Genomic DNA, 19,368 nt, shown 5'->3' with positions numbered 1-19,368 from the left:
ACCGCGGTCGCCGGGGGCGTCGATCCGCTCGCTCACGATTTGTTGTCTCCCTGGTCGGCGGACACGGGCCGCTGGTCGGCGGCGGCCTGGCCGGAGGACGCCTGGGCGCCTGGGGGAAGAGACTTGCCGGACCGTCGCCGCAGGATGCGCATGACCACGGCGGCCAGCATGATGGCGAGAGCGGCGCCGACGATGACGAGGGCGATGCCGGTGTACCCGGTGGCGCGGACCGTCACGTGGACCGGCTTCCCGTACGGCCGGCCGTCCGCGGTGAGGAGTTGCACGGCGATCGTGCTGTCCCCGCCGTTGCCGTGCACGGTCACCGGGACGTTCACCAGTTGGCTGCGGTTGTCGAGGATGATGAGCTGATCGGTCTCGTAGACCCCTCCGTCGATCGCGAGGCGGGACCTGTCGTCGGACGTCACCCTGATCTTGAGCGAGATCCTCTCGGGCAGCGAGTTGTCCACGCTGACCGGGACCTGTCCGTTGGTGCCCGCGAGCGCTCGGGGCGTGTCGATGACCGACACCAGGGCCATCTGCTGGTCGATGGACGTGCGCACCTGTTTGACGAAGCCCGCCGCCCGCTTCGCGTCGCCCCGCCAGGAGGCCGAGGCGAGCCGGAGCACGGCGTCGCCGAACAGGTCCTGCGGTTCGGTGGTCACCGCCTCGGCGATGTCCGCCTCGCGGGCGAGCTTCTTCACGCCGCCGAGATAGGTCCGGGGCAGCTCGGCCCCGCGGTCCTGGTCGGTGTAGACGAGGTCGGACCGCGGCACCTGCGTCTTCCCCGGCCGGATCGAGTTCAGCGTGGTCATCTGCAGCCACGGGGCCGACGAGGCGGCCTTGATCAGGCCGGACACGAACTCGGGATCGGGGTTCCACAGGCGCGTCGTCGGCGCGGCGATCACGGTCCTGACCGGCTGACCCTGCGGCGCGACCTGCTGCTGCCCGATCCCGCCGTGCGCGGCCTGCTGCGGCTGCTCGAACGCGATCATCGCGGTCTCGGCGAGGAAGCGCTGCCGCGCGAGCAGGCCGGCCCCCGGCAGGGAGGTGTCCGTGCCGAGCGCCTCGCTCAGCGTGGGATCGGAGAGCAGCGCGGTGACCGGTCCGGAGACGGTGTCCACGGTGGTGGCCGCGTCCGGTGTCGTGGTGATCTGCGGGTCCGGCGGCAGGGTCGCGCCGGACAGCAGGAGGGTGCGTACGCCCGAGGTCGCCAGCTCGTCCAGGCCGTCGCGGTCCAGGGCGCCGCCGACCGGCCAGGCGGTCGCGGTCGAGATCTCGCGGCCGAGCACGTCGCCCGCGATGTCGGCGCCCCGTTTCACCGCGTCCTGCGTCGGTGTGTCCAATCCGGCGTGGACCAGCGCGGTCACGTCCGGATCCGCGTACGGCGTGGCCACCACGGGCCGGCTGCCGAGCGCGGCGCGCAGGCCGTCGAGCCAGCGGCGGGCGCCGGGGTCGGCGGCCTTCTTCGCGCCGCCGCTCGCGGTCCTGACCGTGTACTCGCCGGTGGCGGTGCGGCGGGCGTCGTCGAGCAGCGCGGGATCGACGAACCAGGTGACCGCGCGCCCGCTCTTCTGCACGAGGTCGAGCAGCGACGCGAGTCGGCCGGTGGAGACGGACGCGCGCAGGTCGTCGTCCATGAAGTCGGAGTCGCCCGCCCGGTGCGGCCGGTCCACGATCGGCATCGCGAGGGCGAGCTTGACCTTGGGCACGGGCTGCTCGGGCGGCACGTACGTCAGGAAGGTGCGCTCGATCTCGATCGGCTGGAGGGTGACGCCGTCCTGCGCCTCGATGGCCAGGGGATAGACGCCCAGGCTCGACATGCCGAGATCGCGCGGCGTCAGGGTGAACTCGAACCGCAGCTTGCCCGAGCCGTCGAGCGGCGTGGCCTGCACCTTGGTGTTGTAGGACGGCGTGGGATAGCCCTGGCCGGCCGCGAAGGCCGCCATCTGCTCCCGCGACTGGAACGGCTGGCCCCAGTGGACACGGACCCGGACCGAGGCCGACGGCGTGCCGGTGACCACGCCGGAGATCGTGATGGGCGCCTCCGGATCGCGCAGCACCGCGGAGCTGATCTGCTCCACAACGAGTGGATCCACCGCTCGCGCCTTCGCCGAGGTCTCGGCCGCGGTCCTGGCCGGTGCGACGCTCGTCGCCGCCGTACCCGCGACAGCCGTACCGGCCATGCTCGTCGGAGCGAGCAGGGCGGACAGAAGGATCAGCGGAGCGGCCTTACGAATCACGTGCGGGCCAGGTGTGAGGATCGGCGCACGCCCAGAATGGTATGGCCTAAGCCGTCCTCATTGGGCTTGCCAGGGTCGTCAGAGCGCGCGGCCGGGGCATCGCGAGGTCCGCAGACTCGCCCGTGACCAGCGAGAAGAGGTGCCGGGCACGGATTCGCAGCGCGGTGCGGCGCTCGCCCGTGACGGTGTAGACGGATTCGTCGGGATGGACGCCGTCGGCGAGTCGCCGGTCGACGAGGACCGTCAGGCCGTCGGGGAGCAGCAGCGGGCAGACGAGCCCGGCGGCGTAGTCGGTCACCGAGTTCACGAGGAAGGCCGAGGCGGCCGAGACGCGGTCGGCCCCGAGCAGGGCCGCCACCGCGGAGGGCGCGGGCGCCGTGCCGACGGCGCCGACCACGGCCACCGGCTCGGCCACTCCGCGGGTCACGGCGTCGAAAACCGTGACGCAGACGCAGCGCGCGGCGGGAGCGTCGAGGACCTCGGGCAACTCGTCGGCGCATGTCAAGGGGCGAGGAAGACGTACGATCTCATGGTGGATCTGGTGGGCGAGGAGCCAGCGGTGAATGGCGAGAGCGTCCTTCATCTCATAGCTCCTTGCCTCGTCCCAGAGCCCCCGGCATGGCCGTAAGAGGTGATCGCAGCGTGTCGGGGGAAACCTGTTCCGTGACCGAAGGACGTACCCAGCCTTGTCCGTTTCAAATCTGAGCGATATTCAGAAACGATCCGTGGACGACCTTTTCCGGCGGATCGCCCCGGTCGCCGACGAGATCGGCGAGATGTTCGCCGCACGCGGCCACGAGCTGGCCCTCGTCGGAGGGTCCGTCCGTGACGTCTTCCTCAGCCGGATCGGGAACGACCTCGACCTGACCACGGACGCCAGGCCCGAGCAGGTGCTGGAGATCGTCAAGGACTGGGCGGACGCCGTCTGGACCATCGGCATCGACTTCGGCACCATCGGCGTCCGCAAGGGCGGCTGGATGCTGGAGATCACCACCTATCGCGCCGAGTCGTACGACCGGACCTCGCGCAAGCCGGAGGTCTCGTACGGCGACACGTTGGAGGGCGACCTCGCCCGGCGGGACTTCGCCGTCAACGCGATGGCGGTGCGGCTGCCCGGCCACGAGTTCGTGGACCCGCACGGCGGGCTCTCCGACCTGATGGCCAAGGTGCTGCGGACGCCGGGCACACCGGAGCAGTCCTTCGACGACGACCCGCTGCGGATGCTGCGCGCGGCGCGGTTCGCCTCGCAGCTCGGGTTCACCGTCGATCCGAAGGCCGTCGAGGCCATGACCGCGATGGCCGGGCGCATCGAGATCGTCTCGGCGGAGCGCATCCGCGACGAGCTGGACAAGCTCGTCTGCGGTGGGCGGCCGCGCGAGGGCCTGTCGCTGCTCGTGGAGACAGGGCTGGCCGCGCACGTCGTGCCCGAGCTGCCCAAGCTCCGCCTGGAGATCGACGAGCACCACCGGCACAAGGACGTCTACGAGCACACGCTGATCGTCCTGGAGCAGGCGATCGCGCTGGAGGACCCCGGCCCGGACCGGGTGCTGCGCTGGGCCGCGCTCCTCCACGACGTGGGCAAGCCCAAGACCCGCAGGAACGAGCCCGGAGGCCGGGTCTCCTTCCACCACCACGAGGTCGTCGGGGCCCAGATGGCCAAGAAGCGGCTGTCGGAGCTGCGCTTCCCCAAGGACGTCGTGTCGGACGTGTCGCGGCTCGTGGAGCTGCACCTGCGCTTCCACGGCTACGGCACCGGCGAGTGGACCGACAGCGCCGTCCGGCGGTACGTGCGCGACGGAGGCCACCTGCTGGACCGCCTGCACAAGCTCACCCGGGCCGACTGCACCACACGCAACAAGCGCAAGGCGGCCGCGCTGTCTCGGACGTACGACCAGCTCGAGGAGCGCATCGCGCGGCTGGCCGACGAGGAGGAGCTGGCCAAGATCCGGCCCGAGCTCGACGGGAACGAGATCCAGGAGATCCTCGGCGTGTCCCCGGGGCCGGTCGTCGGCCGCGCGTACAAGCACATGCTGGAGGTGCGCATGGACCAGGGCGTGATCGGCAAGGAGGCGGCGCGCGAGGAACTGCTCGCCTGGGCACGGGCCGAGAACGTCCTGTCCTGACCGGGCCGCCTCTAGGGTGGCGGCGTGGACGCTGACGAGATCCTGCGGCTGGACCTGCGGCACGTGTGGCATCCCTATGCCGCCACGCCGGCGGCCGTCCCGGCTCACGTGGTGCGCCGGGCGGAGGGCGTACGGCTGACGCTCGCCGACGGGCGGGAGCTCGTCGACGGCATGTCGTCCTGGTGGGCGGCCGTCCACGGGTACAACCACCCGCGGCTGAACGAGGCGCTCCGCGCCCAGCTCGACGACATGGCGCACGTCATGTTCGGCGGCCTCACGCACGAGCCTGCCGTACGGCTGGCCCGGACGCTCGCCGGGATGACCGGTATGGACCGGGTGTTCCTCGCCGACTCGGGGTCGGTGGCCGTGGAGGTCGCGATCAAGATGGCGATCCAGCACGACGCCGGGCACCGGGGCCGCTCGACGCTGCTGACCGTGCGCGGTGGCTACCACGGCGACACGTTCGGCGCCATGGCGGTGTGCGACCCCGTCAACGGGATGCACCACCTCTTCTCCCGGGTGCTGCCGCGCCACGTCTTCGCGCCCCGCCCGCCCGCGTACGGGCTGGACGACGACGACCCGCGGCTGGCGGCGTACCTGGACGAGCTGTCGGCCCTCGTCGCGGCGCACGCGGACGAGCTGGCCGCGATCATCGTGGAGCCGGTGGTGCAGGGCGCGGGCGGGATGCGCTTCTATCACCCGGCCTGCCTGCGGCGGCTGCGCGAGCTGGCCGACGAGCACGACGTGCTCTTGATCGCCGACGAGATCGCCACCGGGTTCGGCCGCACCGGGGAGCTGTTCGGCTGCGACCACGCCGGGATCCGGCCCGACATCATGTGCGTGGGCAAGGCGCTGACCGGCGGCTATCTCTCGCTGGCGGCCACCCTCTGCACGGAGCGGGTGGCCGAGCGCGTGGGCGTGCTGATGCACGGCCCCACCTTCATGGGGAACCCGCTCGCCGCCGCCGTCGCGAACGCCTCGCTCGACCTGCTGGCGGAGCGGCCCTGGCGGGCCGAGGTCGCCCGGATCGAGGCGGGGCTCGCCACGGGTCTGGCGGAGGCCCGTGACGCCCCCGGCGTGAAGGATGTACGGGTGCTGGGCGCGATCGGCGTGATCGAGACCCATCACTCCGTCGATGTCGCGAAAATTCAGGACATGATGATGGCCCGGGGCGTCTGGCTCCGTCCCTTCGGCACCCTGATCTACGCGATGCCGCCGTACGCCTGCACGCCGGAGGACGTGGACAGGATCGCCGAAGCCATGGTGGCCGCCTCAGGCGCTCTTTGACGTCCCGAGAGCGGCGGCGCGGGGCGAGGGGACGAGCAGGCGGTATCCCAGCGCTCCCAGCAGGTACGCGCCGGCGATGACGCAGAGCGCGGCGTAGGACTTGCCGTTCGGCGGGAGTATCGTCGCCGCGATCAACGCGCCGAGCACGGTCGTGGCGTTGAAGAGCATGTCGTAGATCGAGAACACCCGGCCGAGATAGACGTCGTCGACGTCGCGCTGTACGACCGTGTCGGCGCAGATCTTGACACTCTGGCCGCCCACACCGAGCGCGAACCCGGCGACGAGGAAGCCCCACCGGTGGAACGGCAGGCAGAGCACCAGCTCCAGCACCCCGCAGCTCGCGAGCATCACCGGGACCCAGTTCTCGATGCCGAACCGCTGGGTGCCCCACGGCGTGATCAGGGCGGCGAGGAAGAAGCCCGCGCCCGAGGTCGCCACCACGAGCGTGATGCCCTTGAGCGCCACCTCGGCGTCGGTCGTGAAGTAGTACCGGTAGAGCATGACCACCAGCGCGATGGACAGCCCGTACAGGAGGCGGTGGGTGGCCATGGCGCCGAGCGCGGCCGCCGCGGGGCGACGGGCCATGACGTGCCGCGCGCCGTTCAGGAGACCGGCCAGCACGTCGCGGATCACCTCGCTCGCCCGCGGCCGGTCCGGGGCGTACGCCGGGCCGAGCAGCTCACGCGGCATGGTGCGCGCGATCAGGGCGCTGAACCCGAAGACCACGCCCGAGACGATGAGCAGGGCGACGGTGCCGCCCATGTCCGGGCCGATCGCGAAGCGGAGCAGGAACCCGACGCCCGCGCCGATGAAGGTCATCACGGTGCCCGAGGTCGGCGTCACCGCGTTCGCGATCATGAGTCGGTCGGACGGCACGACATGGGGTAGCGAGGCCCCGAGCGCGGACAGGAAGAAGCGGTTGACGCCGAGCACGGCGAGCGCCGCGGTGTAGAAGACGGCGTCCGAGGCCCCGCTGGCCAGCAGTGCCGCGGTCAGGACCAGCAGCGTGCCCCGCACGAAGGGCGCGATGACCAGGATCTGCCGTCGCGACCAGCGGTCGATGAACACCCCGACGAACGGCCCGAGCAGACTGTACGGCAGGAACAGCACGGCCATGCCGGCGGCGATCTCCGCCGCGGTGGCCTGCTTCTCCGGGCTGAAGAAGGCGAAGCCGGCGACGGCGACCTGGAAGATCCCGTCGGAGAACTGCGACAGCAGACGGGTCCCGAAGAGCCGTCTGAAGTCCCGCCCCCGCAGGACAACGCGCAGATCTGAGACGTAGGACACGGCGGCAAGCCTACGCGCGCGGTACGACAGGCGTATCCGGATCATCCCTGACACGTCCCTGATTGGGCGCGTCACTCGCGGGGAGCGGGAAAGGGCGTGTCCACCGGATCCGCCGGTTCGCGAGGTTTCCGGGGACGGACCCCGTAACCTCGGTCGTGTGACCAATGACGAACATGTCGTGCTGGTCGACGGCGAGGGAAACCGCGTGGGTACGGCCCCGAAGGCCGCGGTGCACGGCACCGACACTCCGTTGCACCTGGCGTTCTCCAGCTACGTCTTCGACCACGAGGGGCGCCTCCTGCTCTCGCAGAGGGCCGGGCACAAGCAGACCTGGCCGGCGCAGTGGACGAACAGCTGCTGCGGGCATCCGCTGCCGGACGAGGCGCTTCCCGCGGCGGTGATCCGACGGCTGGAGTACGAGCTCGGGCTCGTCGTCGAGAGCGTCGATCTCCTGCTGCCCCGGTTCGCGTACCGGGCGGTGATGGACAACGGGACGGTCGAGAACGAGCTGTGCCCGGTCTACCGGGTGATCGTCTCTGCGGAGCCGACGCCCAACCCGGACGAGGTCGACGCGGTGCGCTGGATGCCCTGGAAGCAGTTCGCCGACACGGTGATGAGCGGGGAGCTGGACATCTCGCCCTGGGCGCGGGAGCAGGTGCCGCAGCTCGTGGCGCTCGGCCCCGACCCGCTGACCTGGCCCGTCGGCGACCCGGCCCGCCTGCCCGCCGCCGTACGGTGACCCGTACAAACGAAGACGCCCCGGCTCACGACGAGCCGGGGCGGTGCGTCAGCGATCGGCCTCGCCGCGGATGAAGCGCTCGACGGACTCGCGGGCGACGTCGTCGGAGTACTGCTCCGGCGGCGACTTCATGAAGTAGGACGACGGCGAGAGCAGCGGGCCGCCGATGCCCCGGTCCAGCGCGATCTTGGCGGCGCGGACCGCGTCGATGATGATGCCCGCGGAGTTGGGGGAGTCCCAGACCTCCAGCTTGTACTCCAGGTTGAGCGGGGTGTCGCCGAAGGAGCGGCCCTCCAGGCGGACGTAGGCCCACTTGCGGTCGTCGAGCCACGGCACGTGGTCCGAGGGGCCGATGTGGACGTCGGCCTTGGACATCTCGTGCGGGATCTGCGAGGTGACCGACTGGGTCTTGGAGATCTTCTTGGACTGGAGCCGCTTCCGCTCCAGCATGTTCATGAAGTCCATGTTGCCGCCGAAGTTGAGCTGGTACGTGCGCAGCAGCTCGACCCCGCGGTCCTCGAACAGCTTGGCCATCACCCGGTGCGTGATGGTGGCGCCCACCTGCGACTTGATGTCGTCGCCGACGATCGGCACGCCCGCCTCGGTGAACTTGGCCGCCCACTCCGGGTCGGACGCGATGAAGACCGGCAGCGCGTTGACGAAGGCCACCTTGGCGTCGATCGCGCACTGGGCGTAGAACCGGTCGGCCTCCTCGGAGCCGACGGGCAGATAGGACACCAGAACGTCGACCTTCGCGTCCTTGAGCGCCTGGACGACGTCGACCGGCTGCTCGTCGGACTCCTCGATGATCTCGCGGTAGTACTCGCCGAGACCGTCGAAGGTGTGCCCGCGCTGCACCGTGACGCCGACGGGCGGCACGTCACAGATCTTGATGGTGTTGTTCTCGGAGGCCACGATCGCCTCCGACAGGTCGCGGCCGACCTTCTTGGCGTCCACATCGAAGGCGGCGACGAACTCGACGTCGCCGACGTGGTAATCGCCGAACTTCACGTGCATCAGGCCCGGCACTCGGCTGGCCGGGTCGGCGTCCTTGTAGTAGTGGACGCCCTGCACCAGTGACGCGGCACAGTTCCCCACACCCACGATGGCTACGCGTACCGAACCCATCGCACTCGCTCCTTTACTCATCTGCCTCGGGCATGTCCGCCCTGTTGGTTTCGTCCTGTACGGCATGCGGTGGTTCTGTCGTGCTCGGGTCCTCGCGGGCCGTGGCGCCACGCCGTTCCGAGTCGATCAGCTCGTTGAGCCATCGGACCTCGCGCTCGACCGATTCGAGCCCGTGGCGCTGAAGCTCCAGCGTGTAGCTGTCGAGCCGTTCCCTCGTCCGGGCGAGAGCCGTACGGACGATGTCCAGGCGCTCTTCCAGCCGGCTGCGGCGGCCTTCCAGGATGCGCAGGCGCACCTCCGCCTCCGTGTGGCGGAAGAAGGCGAAACGGATGCCGAAGCTCTCGTCCTCCCAGGAGGAGGGGCCCGACTGGGTGAGCAGCTCGTGCAGCCGTTCCTTGCCCTCGGCGGTCAGCTTGTACACGATCTTCGACCTGCGGCCGATGACGGTGTCCGCCGGCGGCTCCTCTTCGGTGATGAGACCGTCGTTGAGCAGCGCCCTGAGGCAGGGGTACAGCGAGCCGTACGAGAACGCACGGAACATCCCGAGCAGGGTGTTGAGCCGTTTCCGCAGCTCGTACCCGTGCAGGGGGGTTTCGTGTAGCGAGCCAAGGACGGCGAGCTCCAGCATTCCACCACGCGGGCCGGTCACCGGAACACCTCCTTGTATCTCGCGGATGTATCGAACCGATACATCCGAAGGATACGTCCGTGCTGGCATACCGTGCAACGTGTCAAGGGCGCGGCACGATCCGGTAAAGAGCCGTAATCTGTGTCACATGCGGTCAGAGTGGACGCCCGGGACCGGGCGGGCCGAGCGGGCGGCGCGCGTGCCGATCCGCCGGGACCGCATGGAATCGGGCGCTCCCCGCGATCGCGCGCGGTACCCCTTTCTTGCGCCCTTTGTCACCAATGTGACCAAGATCACGCCGGTGGAACGTGATCGGCGCGAACACTTGGCGGCCAGGGTAAAAGCCGGGCAGTTCCCTCCCGCGACCCCCCGGGAATGCGGTGAAGTCCCCGTCCACGTGGTTCGGGTCTGCCAAGGTTGGGGCTGGAACCACAGGAGCCGCCCGCCTGGCACGGACGGCGGTCCGCCGGTTCAGGGTGGTCTCCTGAGGAGACGCGCTCACCCGCCCGCCGGCCCGCGCCGGCGACATTCCCCTGATGACTGAACGAGGACGCGTGACTTACAGCAACTATGGACCGGAGCCGACCGGCCGTCCCGAGGATTTCTCGGGCTCCGGTGGATCAGCCCGCCCTGGGCGCCGCCGTCGCGCGGACGCCGGGCCCGATGATCAGTACGGCCGTGCCCCCCAAGGAGATCCCGGCGGACGGCAGGGCGCCCAGCGTCGCAGTGAGGCGGCCTTCGAGGACACGCAGGGCATGCCGCCCGTGTCGCCCCCGCCGCGCCCGGGACCCGATCCGCGTAGGAACGGTCCTGGCGGACCCGGCGGTCAGGAGCGCACCCAGCACATGCCCCGACCCGGCGGTCCTGGTGGTCCTGGTGGCCCCGGTGGTGGTCCCGGTGGGCAGGGACGGCCGGGCCCCGGTGGACCCGGAGGCCCGGGCGGCCGGCCGGGTGGCGACCGGACGCAGGTCATGGGCGCGCCTTCGGGGGAGCCGCGTCGCCGGGGCGACGGTGAGGAGACCCAGGCGATGGGCGCGGACGGGCGGCGCCGCAGGGGCGAGCCCGGTCCGGGTGGTCGCGGTCCCGGAGGGCCGGGGGGCCGAGGTCCGGGAGGACGCGGGCCGCGGGATCCGCGCGATTTCGACGACGACGATGACGACCGCAAGCCCCGCCGTGCCGGCTGGAAGCGGTTCATCCCCAGCTGGAAGATCGTCGTGGTCGGGTTCACCGTTCTGGTGGCCGGCGTCTTCGGCATGATCGCCATCGCGTACGCGAACACGCCGATCCCCAAGGCGACGCAGGCGGACGCCACCGCCCAGGGCAGCGTGATCTACTACCGCGACGGCAAGACCGCCATCGGCCGGGTCGGCGAGACGCGAGTGATCATCGACGACATCAACAAGATTCCCCGGCATGTGCAGGACGCGGTGATCGCCGCGGAGAACCGCAGCTTCCGGGAGGATGCCGGCATCTCCTTCAGTGGCCTGATGCGATCGGTGTGGATGACCGTCAGCGGGGAGCAGGTCCAGGGTGCGTCCACGATCACCCAGCAGATGGCCAGAAACTACTACGACGGCCTGAGCAGGGAAGTCAGCGCGCAGCGAAAGATCAAGGAGATCTTCGTCGCGATCAAGCTGAACAAGTCGATGTCCAAGGACGAGATCCTCCTGCAGTACCTCAACACGGTTCCGTTCGGCCGTGGTGCCAACGGGATCGAGGCGGCAGCGAGGGCCTTCTTCAAGAAGCATGTCTGGGAGCTGAACGAGGCCCAGGCCGCCTACCTCGCCGGCCGCATCCAGAGCCCCAGCCGGTTCGACGTGGAGGAGCTGAAGAAGAACCTCGCCCCCACCCAGGAGCGCTTCGCGTACGTCATCGACGGCATGGCCAAGCTGGACCCGGGGAGGTACAGCGGGCTCCCCGCGAAGTACGGCGTGCAGGACGGCAAGCTCGTTGACCCCAAGAAGTTCCCCAAGCTCGCGAAGGAGAACAACAAGGACGTCATGGGCGGGCTCAAGGGCTACATGATCATCCAGGTCATGCAGGAGCTCAAGGAGGGCGGCCTGTCGCCGGACATGGTCAGGAGCGGCGGCTACAAGATCGTCTCGACGTTCGACAAGCGGTTGATGGTCGAGGCGCAGAAGGCCGTGAAGGGCGTCACCAACGGCATGTCGAAGGAGTTCCACACGGGGCTCGCCGCGGTCGATCCGCGCAACGGCCGGGTGCTCGCCTTCTACGGCGGTGACAACTACGTGGCCAACAACTGGAACACCGCGTTCGACTCCAGGAAGCAGGCGGCCTCGGCCTTCAAGCCGTACGTGCTGGCCGCGTGGCTGGACGCGGGCCACAGCCTCAACAGCTACGTGCCGGGCAACGTGACGGTGCCGGAGACGCTGCCCGGGACGACGAAGATCAATAACAGCCACAACGTCGGCCAGGCCATCGACGTGGTCAAGGCCACCGCCCAGTCGGTCAACACCGCGTTCGCGTCCATGGCGTACACGCTGGACGAGCAGAGCGGCACCATCGGCCAGCTCGCCGCGGTGAAGCAGATCGCCGTCGCCGCCGGCCTCAACAAGCAGGCGATGGACAAGGACGTCGCGGACCACAAGTACCTGTTCTCCATCGGGAGTGCCCTGGTGACACCCGTCGAGCAGGCCGCGGGTTATTCGATCTTCGCCAACGCCGGCAAGCACGTGGACTACCACGTCGTCAAGGAGGTCAAGAAGGGCGACCTCGTCGTCGTGCGCGAGCAGTCGACGGTCAAGAACGTGATCAGCCCTGAGGCGGCGGCGGACGCCACCGTGGCGATGGAGGAGGTGCTCAAGACCGGTACGGCCGGAGGCAAGGGCATCGGCCGTCCCGCAGCCGGCAAGACCGGCACCAACAACGACGAGAAGGAAGCCTGGTTCGTCGGCTACACCCCGCAGCTCGTCACCGCGGTCGGCATGTACCGCGAGCAGTGCCGCACCAAGAGCGGCAAGGTCGTCGAGCTCAAGGCGCTGACCTGCCCCACGGGCAAGGCGCCCAAGTACGGTGACGACAACCCCTACTCGCGGCCGAAGGAGGTCTCGCTCGGCTTCGAAGGCGCCGATAAGCCGACCAGCATCTGGCGCGCGTTCATGCTGGAGGCGATGAAGGACGAGAAGGTCGAGCAGTTCCCCGGCAAGTCCGGCATCGGCCAGCCCGAGAACATCGTGCCCAGCCCGACGCCGACGCCGACGGCCACGCCCGAGGACGACTTCCCGCCGGACGACGGCGGGTTCCCCCCGGACGACACGAGCGACTGCGACCCCATGGACCTCTCCTGCAACGGCACCGGGAACCTGGATCCGGGCGGTGACGGCGGAGGGGACCCGTGGGGCGGCGACAACGGCTTCGGCCAGGCCCCGGCGATGGCGCCCGCGCCCTCGCCGTCCGGCGGCAGGAGGACCACGTCCGGCACGGGCAAGTAGCGCCCGAAGCCCCCGCGCGTCCCGTACGCGCGGGGGCTTCGCCTTTTCCGTGAACGGGGGAATCCACGTGAAAGATTCAGCGATGAACGCCGTGAATTCGCCCCGCTGCGAACCCGGTAAACGCGGTGATCCAGGCGAACACCGCGAAAGACCGTTCCACCGTTCTTGGCTTATTGTGCGTACGGTGCCGCTGCTGAAAAGCTGATCGTCGATGGGCGGAGATCCGCCCCGTACGCCCCCCGCAAACGTTTCCCCGAAGTGAACGATAGGCGCGTGATGACTCGGACCACCAACGCTCCTGGGCCGCTCGGCACGGCCGCGCAGAGGGCCGTGCCGTACCTGCCGCTCGGGCTCCTCGCCGGGCTCGGCGCTGTGCTCGCGTTTCTGTGGAAATGGCCGTGCCGGTTCGGGGGCGCGTGGAACGGCGGCATCGGGCAGTACACGAACTTCTGCTACACCGACATCTATCCGCTGTGGTGGAGCGAGCACCTGAACGAGGGGAAGATCCCCTACGTCGACTATCCGGTCGAATACCCCGTCGGCATCGGCGCGATCATGGAGTTCGGCCGGCGACTGGCGAGCGGTGACGGCGTCGCGTTCTACGACATCACGGTCGTCCTCATGGGCGGCTCCCTGATCGCCGGAGTGCTCGTCATGGCGGCCCTGGCCGGCCCGGCCCGCCCCTGGGACGCCCTCTGGTATGCCATCGGCCCGGCGGTCATCCTCTGCGCGTACATCAACTGGGACCTGGCGGCCGGGGCGCTCGCGCTTGGCGGGCTGCTCGCCTGGTCACGCGACAGGCACATCCTCGCCGGCGTGCTGCTCTCGCTCTCGGTGGCGACGAAGTTCTATCCCCTGATGTTCTTCGGCGCGCTGTTCCTGCTCACCGTGCGCACCGGGAAGTGGGTGCCGTTCCTGCGCATGGCGCTGGCGGCGGCCGGGACCTGGCTGGTCGCCAACGTGCCGGTCATGCTGATCAACTTCGAGGGCTGGAAGCGGTTCTACGCCTTCAGCAGCGAACGCGGCGCCGACTGGGGCGGCCTGTGGTTCTTCTTCCAGCGCAAGGACTGGGGCTTCCTCGCCGACGCGGACTCGCTGAACACGATGGCCATGGGCGCGCTCGCCGTGCTGTTGCTGGGCATCGCCGTCCTCGCCGTGGCGGCCCCGCGCCGCCCCCGGCTGATGCAGCTCTGCTTCCTCGCGCTCGCCGCGTTCATGGTGACGAACAAGGTGTGGTCGCCGCAGTACGTGCTCTGGCTGGTGCCGTTCGCCGTCCTGGCCCGGCCGAAGTGGGGCGCGCTGCTCGCCTGGCAGATCGCCGAGTGCTGGTACTTCTTCTCGATCTGGCTCTACCTCGCCGCGCAGTACCCCGAGGGCGTGGACCTCGGCATCGGCGACACCGCGTACTTCCTGTCGGTCTGGGCGCGGGCGATCACGATCGTCGTCCTGATGGCCCTGGTCGTACGGGACATCCTGCGGCCCGAGCTGGACACGGTGCGGGCGTCCGGGGTCGACGACCCGTCCGGCGGCGTCTTCGACGGGGCCGAGGACCGGTTCACTTTCCCGCCCCGGCCGAAGGCCGACGCCGCGGTCGTGGAAGCCTGAAAGGGTGCGACACCGGTTTCCCTGGCAGGTGCTGCCGGTCTGGCTGATCACGCGCCTGGTGCTCTTCCTCGCCGCGACGCAGGTCATCCCGGTCGGGCACGAGGGGTCGTTCGAGGGCGACGTCACGCTGTACGGCAACTGGTCGCAGATCCTGCTCGACGGGCAGTTCCCCGCCGGGGACGAGAAGTGGCAGTACCCGCCCTACGCCGCGCTGCCCATGCTCGCGCCGCACCTGCTGCCGTGGAGTTACCGGATCAACTTCTACGTGCTCGCGCTGGTGTGCGACCTCGCGATCCTGCTGCTGTTGTGCCGGTTCACCGTCAAGACCGGCGGGAGCCGTACCGGTGTGTGGGCCTGGACGGTCGGCGCGGCCCTGCTCGGGCCGCTGCTGATCTCCCGGTACGACCTGATGGTGACCCTGGTCGCGGTCCTCGCGCTCACGCTCTCGACGGATCCGGCGGTGCGGGGAGCGCTGATCGGGTTCGGGCTGGCGATCAAGGTGTGGCCGGTCGCGCTGCTCGCCGGGCTGCGCCGCTGGCGCGAGCTGCTGAGCGGCGGCGCCTCGGCCCTGGTCGTCGTGGTGCTCGGCTGCGGCGTGGCCACCCTGGTCCTGCCGCACGCGCTCGACTTTCTCACCGCCCAGCAAGACCGGGGGCTCCAGATCGAGTCGCTCGCGGCCACGCCGTTCGCGCTCGCCCGCGCGCTGGGGTGGTGGGGCGGGTTCACCACGTACCAGCACGGCGCGATGGAGCTCGTCGGGCCCGGCGTGGAGATGGCCACCCTGGTGAGCGTCGCCGCGACGCCCGCCGCGCTCGTCCTGCTCGCGGTCTGGTGGTTCCGCGCCGCGCCGACCGAGAAGACCTACTATGACGCGGCGCTGACCACGGTCCTGTTCCTGGTGGTGACCAGCCGGGTGCTGTCGCCGCAGTACCTGATCTGGATCCTCGGCGCCACGGCCGTGGTGTTCGTCGCGCGGACCCGGCAGCGGCCCGCCGCCTGGCTCGTCCTCGTCGCGACCCTGCTGACCGGGATCATGTACCCCTGGGTGGAGGAGGACTACAGCTGGAGCGGCCGGCTGCCCGGCACGCTGATCCTGGTCGCGCGCAACCTCATCTTCCTCGCGGCGGCCGTCGTGTCGTTCGTCCAGCTCTGGCGGAGCACCCGCAGGCCGGGCCGGGACCGGCGTGACGTGCTCGCCGCAGCCGGCGAGCACGGAGAGGACGCCGAGCCCGGCAAGGATTCGGGCGCCCCCCGGGACGGCGCGGCCACGCGCGGTCCCGGGATCCGCACGGCGTAAGTCCTTACCCGTTCTTACGCGCCCGCAATCCAGAGAAGTTATCCACAGGCTGTGGATCCGTGGTGGAGATCAGAGGTGCTTGCGGAGGAAGGCGATGTCGTCCGCCTGGCCCTCGAACGGCGTCTCCACGACGATCGGCGCCTGTGCCTGGCGGCAGATCGCGATGATCCGCTCCGTGTCGATCTGGCCCGCCCCCAGGTTGGCGTGGCGGTCCGCGCCGGAGTCGAAGGCGTCGCGCGAGTCGTTGCAGTGGACCAGGTCGATCCGGCCGGTGATGGCCTTCACCCGGTCCACGACGTCGGCGAGGTCCTCGCCGCCCGCGTGGGCGTGGCAGGTGTCCAGGCAGAACCCGATCATCGAGGCGTCGCGCGCGCCCGAGGTCACCGCGTCCCACAGGCGGGCGATCCGGTCGAGCCGCCGGGCCATCGCGTTGCCGCCGCCCGCGGTGTTCTCGATCAGCACCGGGATGGGGCAGTCCATCCGCTCGAAGACCTTGCGCCAGTTGTCGAACCCGATCTGCGGGTCGTCGTCCTTGTTGACGTGCCCGCCGTGGACGATCAGCCCCTTGGCGCCGATGGAGGCGGCCGCCTTGAGGTGGCTCTCCAGCAGCTTGCGGCTCGGGATGCGGATCCGGTTGTTCGCCGTCGCCACGTTGATCACGTAGGGCGCGTGGATGTAGACGTCCACGTCCGAGTCCCTGATCGCGTCCGTGCTCTCCGGGAGGACGGGGGCCTTCCAGCCCTGCGGATCGCCGAGGAAGAACTGCACGACGTCGGCGTCGCGCGCCGCCGCGTGGGCGAGCGGGTCGTCCTGGTCGACGTGCGCGCCGATGCGCGGGAGGTGTCCGTCCTGGCCACTGCCCATCGTCGTCGTACCTCCGTGGGTCGGGGAACGTGTGTGGAAGGAGCCGCGTGCCCGTCGTACGGCCGCGCACGGCGGGGGCGTGCCGTACCGACACTAGGCCGTACCGACACTAGACGGTCCGGCCGGCGCGCGTCCCGGGGGTGAAGGGCGGACCATATGGCCATCGGTAAAGAGTGTTTCAAGGGGATATGACCGGGCAACCTTCTCGTCGGTGGCGCTGCACGCGCCGGATCGCGAGGAGGCCGACATGACCCCCCGGCTGTTCCGTGTCGTCTTTCTGATCTATCTCGCCGTCGGCGTCTACGTCGCCTGGACGCATCACTACCTGACGCCCGGCGTCCTGCGGCAGATCGCCGAGGCGTTCCTCTCCGTCTTCCTCTGGGTCCTCGTGCTGTTGGGCGTGGACCTGCACCTGGCACGCTGAACGGCCGGGCCCGGCGGCCCGGCGTCACGCGTCAGTGCGGAAGGAACCCGCCGTGGGCGATCCCCAGCGCGGCGCCCACGAAGGAGCCCACGATCCCGATGATGATGAGGCAGCGCTGCGGGGTCGTCACGGATACGTACTGCGCGTACAGCCCGCCGCAGAATCCGATCGTGCCCACCCACGCGGCGACCGGGTGGAGACTGACGATGAACCCGGTGACGATCGCCAGGAGACCGACGACCAGCGTGCTGACCGCGAGGGTGTTCTCCAGAGTGTGCGGCCTACCGTCCGTGTTGAGGGTGAGGCGGTGGGTCGGCCTTCGGACGCGGCCAATAACGTGCGGCATGTGCGTCACCCCTTCCTGTTGCTCAGTTTCCCTCGCGGAGGCGCGTACGGCCAGGGGCCTGGTAGCCTGATTCGGCTGTGTTGGATACGCGTGGGGTGGAGTTTCCCCGCGCCGCCCGCAGCGTCCTCCTGTCACGGCAAGGCGTCGTGACCGCAAGAGTCCAGAGGAGGTTGGATTCCGCATGCGTCGTTACGAGCTGATGGTCATCCTCGACCCGGCCCTCGATGAGCGCACCGTGCAGCCCTCGCTCGACCAGTTCCTCAGCGTCGTCCGCAACGACGGCGGCACCGTGGAGAAGGTCGACGTCTGGGGCCGCCGCCGGCTGTCCTACGACATCGCGAAGAAGTCCGAGGGCATCTACGCCGTGGTCGACCTGACCGCGGAGCCCGCCACGGTCAAGGAGCTGGACCGTCAGCTCAACCTGAACGAGGGCATTCTCCGCACCAAGGTTCTCCGTCCCGAGCTCCACTGACCGAGAACGGCCGAGCCCGGCTTTTTTGTCGGGCCATGGCCGTACTCTGAGCCCTTGACGGCTGAGCTGACGGGATAGGAAGGCGAAAGCGACCGATGGCAGCAGGCGACACCACGATCACCATCGTCGGCAACCTTGTCGACGACCCGGAGCTGCGCTTCACCCCGACGGGGCAGGCTGTGGCCCGGTTCCGCATCGCATCCACTCCGCGGTTCCTGGACCGCCAGACCAACGAGTGGAAGGACGGCGAAGGCCTGTTCCTGACCTGCAACGTGTGGCGGCAGGCGGCGGAGAACGTCGCCGAGAGCCTGCAGCGCGGCATGCGGGTCATCGTGCAGGGACGGCTGCGCCAACGGTCGTACGAGACCAAGGAAGGCGAGAAGCGCACGGTCTACGAGGTCGAGGTCGACGAGGTCGGCCCCTCGCTGCGCAACGCCACCGCCAAGGTGAACAAGACCGCCCGGCAGGGCGGCGGCGGTGGTGGTGGCTTCGGCGGACCGGCGAACGACCCCTGGGCGTCGGCCACCCCCGCTTCTCCGAGCGGCGGCGGCGGCTACAACCAGGGTGGCGGCGGCGGTGGCTTCGGCGGCGGCGACTTCAGCGACGAACCGCCTTTCTAGATCACCTTTCCAGGTGACACCAACCCACGAAAACGTATCCGAGCGACCATTCCCGCATCTTGCGGGGCTCTGAAAGGAGCACCACGATGGCGAAGCCGGCACTGCGCAAGCCGAAGAAGAAGGTTTGCCTGTTCTGCCACGACAAGATCTCCTACGTCGACTACAAGGACACGGCGCTGCTGCGGAAGTTCATCTCCGACCGCGGCAAGATCCGTGCTCGCCGGGTGACGGGCAACTGCACCCAGCACCAGCGCGACGTGGCCACCGCTATCAAGAACGCTCGTGAGATGGCCCTGCTGCCGTACACGAGCACCGCGCGCTAAGGAAAGGAGTCTCAGGACATGAAGCTCATTCTCACCACTGAGGTCTCCGGCCTCGGCGCCCCCGGTGACATCGTCGAGGTGAAGGACGGCTACGGCCGCAACTACCTCATCCCGCGCGGCTTCGCGATCCGGTGGACCCGCGGCGCCGAGTCGCAGATCGCCTCGATCAAGAAGGCCCGTCAGGCCCGTGAGATCCGCGACCTGGGCACGGCCAAGGAGGTCGCCGGTCAGCTCGGCGGTCTCAAGGTGGTCCTGAAGACCCGCGCCGGCGAGGCGGGCCGCCTCTTCGGCTCGGTCACCACCGGTGACATCGCCGAGGCCGTCACGGCCGCCGGCGGTCCGAAGCTCGACCGCCGCCGCATCGAGATCGGCAACGCGATCAAGAGCGTGGGCTCCCACCGGGTCAGCGTCAAGCTGCACCCCGAGGTGTCCGCGACCCTGGACGTCGAGGTCGTCGCCGGCTGAGCCAGCCGTCACCCGACTGAATCGAAGGGCCCTTCCCGCTCCGGGAGGGGCCCTTCGACGTGCGCGGC

General features: G+C 69.7%; 18 protein-coding genes. 11 read left to right on the top strand and 7 right to left on the bottom strand.

Features of this window, described 5'->3' with window-relative positions; all coding sequences use genetic code 11:
- Positions 1-32: 32 nt before the first annotated feature.
- Together AWQ68_RS04375 and AWQ68_RS04370 are read right to left on the bottom strand one after the other, a co-directional pair.
- Positions 33-2,240, bottom strand: coding sequence for a DUF6049 family protein (locus AWQ68_RS04375; protein WP_157544873.1), 2,208 nt, complete (start codon positions 2,238-2,240; stop codon positions 33-35).
- 46 nt (positions 2,241-2,286) lie between these two features.
- Positions 2,287-2,823 carry an aminoacyl-tRNA deacylase gene (locus AWQ68_RS04370; protein ID WP_066934964.1) on the bottom strand — a complete coding sequence of 179 codons (537 nt, stop codon included), beginning with the start codon at positions 2,821-2,823 and terminating at the stop codon, positions 2,287-2,289.
- Positions 2,824-2,926: 103 nt separating this feature from the next.
- Here AWQ68_RS04370 and AWQ68_RS04365 point away from each other — a divergent pair, with 103 nt between their 5' ends.
- The gene (locus tag AWQ68_RS04365; protein ID WP_066934961.1) at positions 2,927-4,363 is read left to right on the top strand and encodes a CCA tRNA nucleotidyltransferase; all 1,437 of its coding nucleotides are present in this window, start codon (positions 2,927-2,929) and stop codon (positions 4,361-4,363) included.
- 24 nt (positions 4,364-4,387) lie between these two features.
- Entirely contained in the window at positions 4,388-5,650 is a 1,263-nt protein-coding gene (locus AWQ68_RS04360) for an adenosylmethionine--8-amino-7-oxononanoate transaminase (protein WP_066934959.1), read from the top strand.
- Here AWQ68_RS04360 and AWQ68_RS04355 read toward each other — a convergent pair.
- Positions 5,636-6,937 carry an MFS transporter gene (locus AWQ68_RS04355; protein WP_066935607.1) on the bottom strand — a complete coding sequence of 434 codons (1,302 nt, stop codon included), beginning with the start codon at positions 6,935-6,937 and terminating at the stop codon, positions 5,636-5,638. The genes AWQ68_RS04360 and AWQ68_RS04355 overlap by 15 nt on opposite strands.
- Positions 6,938-7,094: 157 nt before the next feature.
- Here AWQ68_RS04355 and idi point away from each other — a divergent pair, with 157 nt between their 5' ends.
- Positions 7,095-7,676, top strand: coding sequence for an isopentenyl-diphosphate Delta-isomerase (idi, locus tag AWQ68_RS04350; RefSeq protein ID WP_066934956.1), 582 nt, complete (start codon positions 7,095-7,097; stop codon positions 7,674-7,676).
- Between the two features lie 48 nt (positions 7,677-7,724).
- On the opposite strand, the gene AWQ68_RS04345 is transcribed toward idi, so the two are convergent.
- Both AWQ68_RS04345 and AWQ68_RS04340 read right to left on the bottom strand, forming a co-directional pair.
- Positions 7,725-8,804 (bottom strand): inositol-3-phosphate synthase, encoded by a 1,080-nt coding sequence (locus AWQ68_RS04345; RefSeq protein ID WP_066934953.1) that lies wholly within the window; start codon positions 8,802-8,804, stop codon positions 7,725-7,727.
- 13 nt (positions 8,805-8,817) lie between these two features.
- Positions 8,818-9,453, bottom strand: a complete 636-nt coding sequence (locus tag AWQ68_RS04340; protein ID WP_218006763.1) for a PadR family transcriptional regulator — start codon at positions 9,451-9,453, stop codon at positions 8,818-8,820.
- A 950-nt stretch (positions 9,454-10,403) separates the two neighbouring features.
- Here AWQ68_RS04340 and AWQ68_RS04330 point away from each other — a divergent pair.
- From AWQ68_RS04330 to AWQ68_RS04320, 3 genes are all read left to right on the top strand, one after another.
- Positions 10,404-12,884, top strand: a complete 2,481-nt coding sequence (locus AWQ68_RS04330; RefSeq protein ID WP_157544871.1) for a transglycosylase domain-containing protein — start codon at positions 10,404-10,406, stop codon at positions 12,882-12,884.
- 276 nt (positions 12,885-13,160) lie between these two features.
- The gene (locus tag AWQ68_RS04325; RefSeq protein WP_066934940.1) at positions 13,161-14,489 is read left to right on the top strand and encodes a glycosyltransferase family 87 protein; all 1,329 of its coding nucleotides are present in this window, start codon (positions 13,161-13,163) and stop codon (positions 14,487-14,489) included.
- 4 nt (positions 14,490-14,493) lie between these two features.
- Positions 14,494-15,786, top strand: a complete 1,293-nt coding sequence (locus tag AWQ68_RS04320; RefSeq protein WP_157544869.1) for a glycosyltransferase family 87 protein — start codon at positions 14,494-14,496, stop codon at positions 15,784-15,786.
- Between the two features lie 69 nt (positions 15,787-15,855).
- Here the strand turns inward: AWQ68_RS04320 and AWQ68_RS04315 are convergent, their stop codons facing one another.
- Positions 15,856-16,650, bottom strand: coding sequence for a deoxyribonuclease IV (locus AWQ68_RS04315; protein WP_066934934.1), 795 nt, complete (start codon positions 16,648-16,650; stop codon positions 15,856-15,858).
- A 247-nt stretch (positions 16,651-16,897) separates the two neighbouring features.
- On the opposite strand from AWQ68_RS04315, the gene AWQ68_RS43405 reads away from it, so the two are divergent.
- The gene (locus AWQ68_RS43405) at positions 16,898-17,074 is read left to right on the top strand and encodes a hypothetical protein (protein WP_169808852.1); all 177 of its coding nucleotides are present in this window, start codon (positions 16,898-16,900) and stop codon (positions 17,072-17,074) included.
- 31 nt (positions 17,075-17,105) lie between these two features.
- Here the strand turns inward: AWQ68_RS43405 and AWQ68_RS04305 are convergent, their stop codons facing one another.
- Complete coding sequence (locus AWQ68_RS04305; RefSeq protein ID WP_066934928.1) at positions 17,106-17,420, bottom strand: hypothetical protein; 315 nt, start codon at positions 17,418-17,420, stop codon at positions 17,106-17,108.
- 181 nt (positions 17,421-17,601) lie between these two features.
- On the opposite strand from AWQ68_RS04305, the gene rpsF reads away from it, so the two are divergent.
- The 4 genes from rpsF (at position 17,602) to rplI (ending at position 19,300) form a co-directional block, all read left to right on the top strand.
- On the top strand, positions 17,602-17,892 hold the full coding sequence (gene rpsF, locus AWQ68_RS04300) for a 30S ribosomal protein S6 (protein ID WP_066934926.1): 291 nt from the start codon (positions 17,602-17,604) through the stop codon (positions 17,890-17,892).
- Positions 17,893-17,987: 95 nt separating this feature from the next.
- Positions 17,988-18,512 (top strand): single-stranded DNA-binding protein, encoded by a 525-nt coding sequence (locus AWQ68_RS04295; RefSeq protein WP_066934924.1) that lies wholly within the window; start codon positions 17,988-17,990, stop codon positions 18,510-18,512.
- Positions 18,513-18,598: 86 nt separating this feature from the next.
- Positions 18,599-18,835: a 30S ribosomal protein S18 gene (rpsR, locus tag AWQ68_RS04290; protein WP_061256131.1), complete on the top strand. Its 237-nt coding sequence runs from the start codon at positions 18,599-18,601 to the stop codon at positions 18,833-18,835.
- A gap of 18 nt (positions 18,836-18,853) precedes the next feature.
- Positions 18,854-19,300, top strand: a complete 447-nt coding sequence (rplI, locus tag AWQ68_RS04285) for a 50S ribosomal protein L9 (RefSeq protein WP_066934920.1) — start codon at positions 18,854-18,856, stop codon at positions 19,298-19,300.
- Positions 19,301-19,368: the final 68 nt, after the last annotated feature.

This window comes from Microtetraspora fusca (genome assembly GCF_001570365.1).
GTDB classification, from domain to species: domain Bacteria; phylum Actinomycetota; class Actinomycetes; order Streptosporangiales; family Streptosporangiaceae; genus Microtetraspora; species Microtetraspora fusca.
This window is presented reverse-complemented; position numbering and strand designations above follow the sequence as displayed.

Coding starts and splice junctions, on each gene's coding strand:
- AWQ68_RS04370 (WP_066934964.1), bottom strand. CDS start 2,823: ATGAAGGACGCTCTCGCCATTCACCGCTGGCTCCTCGCCCACCAGATC.
- AWQ68_RS04345 (WP_066934953.1), bottom strand. CDS start 8,804: ATGGGTTCGGTACGCGTAGCCATCGTGGGTGTGGGGAACTGTGCCGCG.
- AWQ68_RS04330 (WP_157544871.1), top strand. CDS start 10,404: ATGGGCGCGCCTTCGGGGGAGCCGCGTCGCCGGGGCGACGGTGAGGAG.
- AWQ68_RS04325 (WP_066934940.1), top strand. CDS start 13,161: ATGACTCGGACCACCAACGCTCCTGGGCCGCTCGGCACGGCCGCGCAG.
- AWQ68_RS04315 (WP_066934934.1), bottom strand. CDS start 16,650: ATGGGCAGTGGCCAGGACGGACACCTCCCGCGCATCGGCGCGCACGTC.
- AWQ68_RS43405 (WP_169808852.1), top strand. CDS start 16,898: ATGACCCCCCGGCTGTTCCGTGTCGTCTTTCTGATCTATCTCGCCGTC.
- AWQ68_RS04305 (WP_066934928.1), bottom strand. CDS start 17,420: ATGCCGCACGTTATTGGCCGCGTCCGAAGGCCGACCCACCGCCTCACC.
- rpsF (WP_066934926.1), top strand. CDS start 17,602: ATGCGTCGTTACGAGCTGATGGTCATCCTCGACCCGGCCCTCGATGAG.
- AWQ68_RS04295 (WP_066934924.1), top strand. CDS start 17,988: ATGGCAGCAGGCGACACCACGATCACCATCGTCGGCAACCTTGTCGAC.
- rpsR (WP_061256131.1), top strand. CDS start 18,599: ATGGCGAAGCCGGCACTGCGCAAGCCGAAGAAGAAGGTTTGCCTGTTC.
- rplI (WP_066934920.1), top strand. CDS start 18,854: ATGAAGCTCATTCTCACCACTGAGGTCTCCGGCCTCGGCGCCCCCGGT.